Origin of the sequence: Lentzea flava (assembly GCF_014648475.1) — a bacterium.
GTDB lineage: Bacteria > Actinomycetota > Actinomycetes > Mycobacteriales > Pseudonocardiaceae > Lentzea > Lentzea flava.
Map to the genome: position 1 here is coordinate 24703 of NZ_BMRE01000074.1, position 6471 is coordinate 31173.

General features: G+C 69.0%; 7 protein-coding genes. 4 read left to right on the forward strand and 3 right to left on the reverse strand.

The annotated features are described in order from the left end of the window. The first annotated feature begins 28 nt into the window (after window positions 1-28). Complete coding sequence (locus tag IEZ09_RS41890; RefSeq protein ID WP_189259429.1) at window positions 29-1273, forward strand: cryptochrome/photolyase family protein; 1245 nt, start codon at window positions 29-31, stop codon at window positions 1271-1273. On the opposite strand, the gene IEZ09_RS41895 is transcribed toward IEZ09_RS41890, so the two are convergent. The 3 genes from IEZ09_RS41895 to IEZ09_RS41905 are packed head-to-tail and all read right to left on the reverse strand — an operon-like array spanning window position 1266 to window position 3771. Then, window positions 1266-1682, reverse strand: coding sequence for a hypothetical protein (locus IEZ09_RS41895; RefSeq protein WP_189259421.1), 417 nt, complete (start codon window positions 1680-1682; stop codon window positions 1266-1268). The two genes, IEZ09_RS41890 and IEZ09_RS41895, sit on opposite strands and share 8 nt — an antisense overlap. A gap of 2 nt (window positions 1683-1684) precedes the next feature. After that, window positions 1685-2866, reverse strand: coding sequence for an ABC transporter permease (locus tag IEZ09_RS41900; protein WP_189259422.1), 1182 nt, complete (start codon window positions 2864-2866; stop codon window positions 1685-1687). Then, complete coding sequence (locus IEZ09_RS41905; protein WP_189259423.1) at window positions 2863-3771, reverse strand: ABC transporter ATP-binding protein; 909 nt, start codon at window positions 3769-3771, stop codon at window positions 2863-2865. The genes IEZ09_RS41900 and IEZ09_RS41905 overlap by 4 nt, the downstream gene beginning before the upstream one ends. A 129-nt stretch (window positions 3772-3900) precedes the next feature. On the opposite strand from IEZ09_RS41905, the gene IEZ09_RS41910 reads away from it, so the two are divergent. Genes IEZ09_RS41910 through IEZ09_RS47605 form a run of 3 tightly spaced genes read left to right on the forward strand, consistent with a single transcriptional unit; the run spans window position 3901 to window position 6370 of the window. Then, entirely contained in the window at window positions 3901-4353 is a 453-nt protein-coding gene (locus IEZ09_RS41910; protein WP_189259424.1) for a YbaB/EbfC family nucleoid-associated protein, read from the forward strand. Window positions 4354-4376: 23 nt separating this feature from the next. After that, window positions 4377-4685, forward strand: coding sequence for a hypothetical protein (locus IEZ09_RS41915; protein ID WP_189259425.1), 309 nt, complete (start codon window positions 4377-4379; stop codon window positions 4683-4685). Then, complete coding sequence (locus IEZ09_RS47605; RefSeq protein WP_189259426.1) at window positions 4682-6370, forward strand: WXG100-like domain-containing protein; 1689 nt, start codon at window positions 4682-4684, stop codon at window positions 6368-6370. Before IEZ09_RS41915 ends, IEZ09_RS47605 begins: the two co-directional genes overlap by 4 nt. Window positions 6371-6471 lie beyond the last annotated feature (101 nt).

Consider the following 6471-nt stretch of genomic DNA (forward strand, 5'->3'; position numbering starts at 1 on the left):
AGACTCGGCTCACCCGCTTTAGCGTCGACTGGTGAGTTCCCCGCCCTCCCTCGTCTGGTTCCGCCGCGATTTGCGGACATCCGATCATCCGGCCATTCTCGCGGCTGCGGAAAGGTCTCCCCGAGCACTCGGATTGTTCGTTCTCGACGACAGGTTGCTGAAACCTTCCGGGCAACCGCGAATCGATTTCCTCCACCGTTGCCTGCACGCATTGAACGACGAACTCCGCGGCCGCCTGATGATCGTGCGCGGCGACCCGGCGAAGGCCGTTCCGCGCATCGCGAAGGAAATCGGAGCGGGCAGTGTCCACATCACCGCCGACTGCGCGCCGTACGGGCGCCGCAGGGACGAAGCCGTCGAAAAGGCGTTGGGGGGCATCGAACTCGTCCGCTCCGGCTCGCCCTACGCGGTCACCCCCGGCCGTGTTCGCAAAGCGGACGGCACGCCGTTCAAGGTCTTCACGCCGTTCCGCAACGCCTGGCTCGACCACGGCTGGCGCAAGCCCGCGGACACCGACAAGTCCACTCTGGACTGGATGGAACCGGCACACAGCACGAAAATCCCCACGATCAAACAGAAACTCCCGGACGCGCTGGCCCTGTGGGAGAAGTTCCGCGACGAACGGCTGCCCGATTACGACTCCACCCGCGACCGTCCCGACCTCGACGCGACCAGCAGGCTGTCGGCGTTCCTCAAGTTCGGCGTGCTGCACCCCAGAACGTTGCTCCAGGACTGCGACGGCACGTTCCGCAGCGAGCTCGCCTGGCGCGAGTTCTACGCCGACGTGCTGTGGCACCGGCCGGAGACCGCGCGGGAGAACTACGACCGCAAGTTCGACCGGATGAAGCACGACAACGACGAGGAGCTCTTCGAGGCCTGGAAGCAAGGGCGCACCGGCTACCCGATCGTCGACGCCGGCATGCGCCAGCTGTTGCGGGAAGGCTTCATGCACAACAGGGTTCGCATGATCGCGGCCAGCTTCCTCATCAAGGACCTGCATCTGCCGTGGTGGTGGGGCGCGCGGCACTTCATGAGGCACCTCGTCGACGGCGACATCGCCTCGAACCAGCACAACTGGCAGTGGGTCGCGGGGTGCGGCACGGACGCCGCGCCGTTCTTCCGCGTGTTCAACCCGTTGACGCAGGCCAAGAAGTTCGACCCGGACGGCGCGTACGTGCGCAGGTACGCGCCGGACAGCCTCGACATCCCACCGATCGTGGACCACGCCGTCGAACGGAAAATCGCGCTCGACCGGTATCAGGCCATCAGGTGAGCGTCACGCGGGCGTGCTGGACGTAGGTCGCCGCCGCCCGGTACTCCCTTGCGTTGTTGGTCGCGTCGACCCACTCCTGGAACTCGGCGTGCCTGTTGAACAGCTGCTGGAGCGAGTCGAGCCCGTCGACCACCGCGTCGACGGCGGCCTGGTCCTGGGCCGCGATCAGGCGTGACTGCGGCCGCGGTCCTGGCAGGGAGCCGAAGAAGGCGTGGTCGAAGGCGACCTTGCGGCACGCGGCGACGAACGCGACCAGTGCCGCGTCGACCGCCGGGCGGGTCTCGGTCTGGTCGACCGACTCGCGCAGGGCCGTCAGCTGGTCGAGCATCCGCATCGCCTGGTCGCACAACTCGTCCGAGTAGGCGTCGATGCGCCGCCGCAGCAGCTCCCTGGCCTGGTCCGGCTCCACGGCTAGGTCCGGAGGGCTTCGCGGAGCTTCACGCGAGCCCCCGTTCGCAGCACGGCGTTCGCGTAGACCTTGCCGCCCAGCCACGTGATCGCCGCGATGGCCGCCAACGCCAGCACGATCGCCAGAACCACCTGCCAGGTGGTCGCCACGCCCATCGCCATCCGGCCGGGCATGAGGATCGGGGCGAACGGCGGCAGCAACGACAGCACCGTGACGGTCGGGCCGGACGGGCTGCCGATCATCAGGTTGATGCCTGCCACGAACGCCACGATGATCGTCATGCTGATCGGCGTCAGCACCGACTGCAGCTCCTCCTGGCGCGACACGAGCGACGCGGCGGCCGCGAACACCGTGGCATACAAGAAGAAGCCGAGCAGGTACCACAGGACACCCGTCAGCAGAGCCGTTCCGCCCAGCGCTCCCACGTCGATCACGTCGAACGCCGACGACAGGCCGAGCCCGATCGTGGAGATCACCAGCAGCTGCAGCAGGCCGACCGCGCCGAGGCCGATCACCTTGCCCAGCAACAACTGCCACGGTCGCACCGTCGCGAGCAGGATCTCCACGACGCGGCTGGACTTCTCCTCGACCACGCCCTGCGCGACCATCGTGCCGTAGACGAGCAGCGAGTAGTACAGCAGCGCGGCCACGATCAGACCGATGGCGAGACGCTGACCTCGTTGCGGGTCAACGGGTTCGAGCGCTGTGACGGCCACGCTGACGTTCGCGAGGTTCTGTGCGACCTGCTGCGGGGTGATGCCCGCCTCGGCGAGCTGGGCGACCAGCACCTGCTGGCGCAGCACGTCGTTCAGCGCAGTCGTCAGCACCTCGTCGCCGGAGCCCTTGACGATCATCTTCAGCGCCGGCGGGGCACCTGTCACCAACGCGTCCAGCGAGCCGTCGCGGACCTGCTGCTCGGCGTTCTCGACGGTCGTGACGTCGCGCGTCTCGACCTCGATGCCGAACGACTTCGCCTTCTGCCGCAACGGATCCGCGAGCTGCGTCGCCTGTCCCGACAGGCCGACGACACTGCGCTGCTGGTCGTCGAACAGCACCGACTGCAGCACCACGTACCCGGCGAGCACGGCGATGATCACCGCGGTGCCGATCAGGAACGACCTGGTGCGCACCTTCGTGACGAACTCGCGCCGCGCCACCAGGGAGACCGCTCGAGCGGACGTCATGTGCTCCTCGCCTCGGTGGTCACCACGTTGCGGAACAGCTCGGTCAGCGTCGGGCGCTGACGGGAGAACTCGTGCACGGGGCCCGCGGCCAGTGCGGCGTGCAGGACCGCCTGGTCGTCGACACCGGACGCGAGCTCCAACACGCAGCGCGTCCCGTTCTTCTCGATCACCCGCACGCCGTCCAGCGTGGCAGTCCAGTCGGTGGTTGGCGACTCAACGACAAGGCGCGGCACCCCGCCGGAGCGCAGCTCGTCGACCGTTCCGCTCGCGACCATCGAACCGGCGCTGACGATGCCGACCCGGTCGCACAGCCGTTCCACCAGGTCGAGCTGGTGGCTGGAGAACACCACGGGCACCCCGGAGGACGCCTTCTCGCGCAGCACGTGGCTCATCACGTCCACCGCGACCGGGTCGAGGCCGGAGAACGGCTCGTCGAGCACCAGGACGTCCGGCTCGTGCACCAGGGCGGCGGCGAGCTGCACGCGCTGCTGGTTGCCGAGGCTCAGCCGCTGCACCTCGTCCGTGCGGCGGTCGCGCAGGCCGAGGCGCGCGATCCAGTTCTCCGCGCTCGTGTGGGCGGAGTTGGTGCTCATGCCGTGCAGCTCGGCCAGGTAGACGAGCTGGTCGAGCACGCGCATCCGCGGGTACAGCCCGCGCTCCTCCGGCATGTACCCGATCCGGCGGCGCGTGTCGAGGTCGACGGCTCTTCCGTTCCACCGCACCTCGCCGGAGTCGGCCGCGAGCACGCCCAGCGCGATGCGCATGGTCGTGGTCTTCCCGGCGCCGTTGCTGCCGACGAATCCGAAGAGCTCGCCCGCACGCACGTCAAAAGACATGTTCTGCAGGGCGACGACCTCCCCGTAGCGCTTGGAGATGCGGTCGATCTCCAGCACCCCCTCAGGCACGGTGCACCCCTTCGTTAGCCCGGATGGCGGTAATCGGACTCAAAGTATCGGTGAGCAGGGAACGAGTGAAACGATACGGGCGTCTACGGCGAATCGAACGAACGACCAATTCACTCAACGGGGGTGACCATGCAGCCCATTGACCCCGATCAGTGGCTCAAGCAGTACGGGGCCAAGATCGAGCAGGCGAAGCAGCAGGCCGAGCAGGCCGCCGGCCAGCTCGGTGGTGTGGGCGGAAGCGCCAGCTCGCCGGACGGCCTGATCACGGTGACCGTCAACGCCACCGGCGTGCTGACCGATCTGCAGATCAAGCCGGAGGCCCGCGGCATGGACCCCAGCGAGATCGCCTCCGCGGTGCTCGCCGCCTCGGCCAAGGCGCAGCGGGACGCCTCCGGCCGCGTCGTGCAGATCATGACGGACTTCGTCGGCGACAGCCCGGCTCTCGAGTTCGTGAAGGCGCAGATGCCGAACGGATACGCGGGTGACGGAACCGACGAGGAGGAACCGAAGTCGGAGTTGGAGCGCAAGGACACGCGGCCCGACGACGAGTACTTCACCAACCCGCCCGACGTCATGGCCTGAGTGCAGGAGGAGGGGGTTAGGCGATGCAGCAGCACTTCAACATCGATCTCGATGAGCTGAGATCTCACGCCGCCAGCGTGGACCGGCTCATGGAGCGGATGCGGAAGGCCACCGAGACGTGCGATCCGGGCGCGCTCACCAGCGAGGCGTTCGGCGTCTTCCTGGGCTTTCTGGCCCAGTACGTGCTCCAGCAGGCAGGCCTCGGGCAGGACGGGCTCGGCAAGGCGGCGAACTCGCTCATGGACATGGGCCGCGGGCTCAAGGAGACGATCGAGCAGTACGAGCAGGTCGACCTCGACAACATGTTCGGGTTCCAGGGAGGCAGGGGATGAACGCCCCCGCACAGCAGAGCTCTGGTCAGGACACCCAGCAGCTGATCAGCAACATCTCGAACACGTACTCCGCCATCGAGCGGGGCGACTGGGTCAACGCGGGTCTGGGCATGGCCAACACGGCCATGGGCATGATCGGCATGTCCGGCAACCCGCTGAGCGGTTTCCTGGCCGCCGGGTTCAGCTGGGCGATCCAGCACGTCGACTTCCTGCGCGAGCCGTTCGACATACTGCTGGGCAGCCCGGAGTCCATCTCCAGGATGGCCGAGACCTACCGGTCGGCCGGTCAGCAGGTGCACGGCATCGCGCAGGAGTACCAGCGCATCTGCGTCACGCAGACCCGCGAGTGGCAGGGCAGGGCGGCTGACGCCTACCGCGCCGCCGCCAAGAGGCACGCCGGCGGCCTGGAGTCGCTCTCCAAGGCGACCCACGGCATCGCCGCGGCGGTCGAGGGAGCGGGCAAGCTCGTCGCCGAGGTCCGCAAGCAGATCATGGACCTGATCAGCCAGGCCGTCGCCGACATGGTCATGAAGATCATCCAGTGGCTCGCGGCGTCGTTCCTCACCTTCGGCGCTGCCATCGCGGGCGCGATCGCGGACATCGTGTCCACCGCGGTCAGGTACGCGCAGAAGCTGGCGGACTTCCTGCAGAAGCTGCTCGGCTCGGTGCAGAAGCTGATGAACCTGATCAAGCAGGTCTCGCAGATCGCCAAGATCGCCGAGCAGGTCATCGACGCGATCTCCTCGCTGGCGCACAAGGGCGCCGGTGGTGGCGGTGGCGCCAGCCGGCCGACCGCGGGCGGCTTCGACGGTCTCCGCGCCGACCAGCAGAACCAGGCTCACGCCGGTGCGGGTGGCACGTTCACCAGCGGGGCGGGCAACTACCAGGGCGGCACGAACACGGCCGGTGCGGGCCCCCAGGTCGCACCCGTCTACACGCCGCCTCCCGGTGGTGTTCCCGTCGGTTCCCCGTCCGGTGGCGGTGGAGCGGGCGCGGGCGGGCACGTGGCGCCGGTCTACACCCCGCCCGGCTCGCAGCAGGGCGGCTACCAGGGTGGACGTCCCCCCGGTGGCGGCTCCGGCGGTCAGGTCAGCCCCGGCTACACCCCGCCCGGTTCGGGCTCCGGCACCGGTCAAGGTCCTGGTCGCTGGGTGCCCGGCCACTGGGAGCCGGACACGACCACGGTGGCCGGTGGCGTGACCAAGCCCCCGTCGTTCGGCGCCACGCCGACCACGACGAACGCCGACTGGTACCGCCCGACCACCGACCACGCGGCGACCGCGGCCTCGACCGGAGGCGGCGGCGGTGGCGGCGGAGGCGGTGGCATCCCCAAGGGCATGGGCGGCGCGGGTGGCGGCGGGGGCGGCATGCCCGCAGGCCTCGGCGGCCCGGCCGGTGGTGGCGGTGCCGGTGGTACCGCGGCGACGCAGTTCGGTGGCGCGGCCGGTGTCATGGCGGCCGGTGGTGCCGCTGGAGGTGCTGCTGCCGGTGGTGCTGCCGCCGCGCACGGCCCCGGTGGTGGCGGCGCCGGTGGCGCGGCCGGCGGCATGATGGGCGGCGCTCCGATGGGTGCCGGTGCCGGCGGTCAGCAGGGTGGCAACAGCGAGCACAAGCGGAAGGTGCGGATCGACGGCGAGGCTCTCGTCGACCCGCCCAAGGCCGCGAAGCCGGTCATCGGCGAGTGAAATTGCGCTGAGAAACGATGAACGGCGCTTTTGTCCACCTCAGGTGGACCTGGTGTTTTAACCAGGAGGCGCTTGGGTTTTGACATGGGCACGGCCACCGC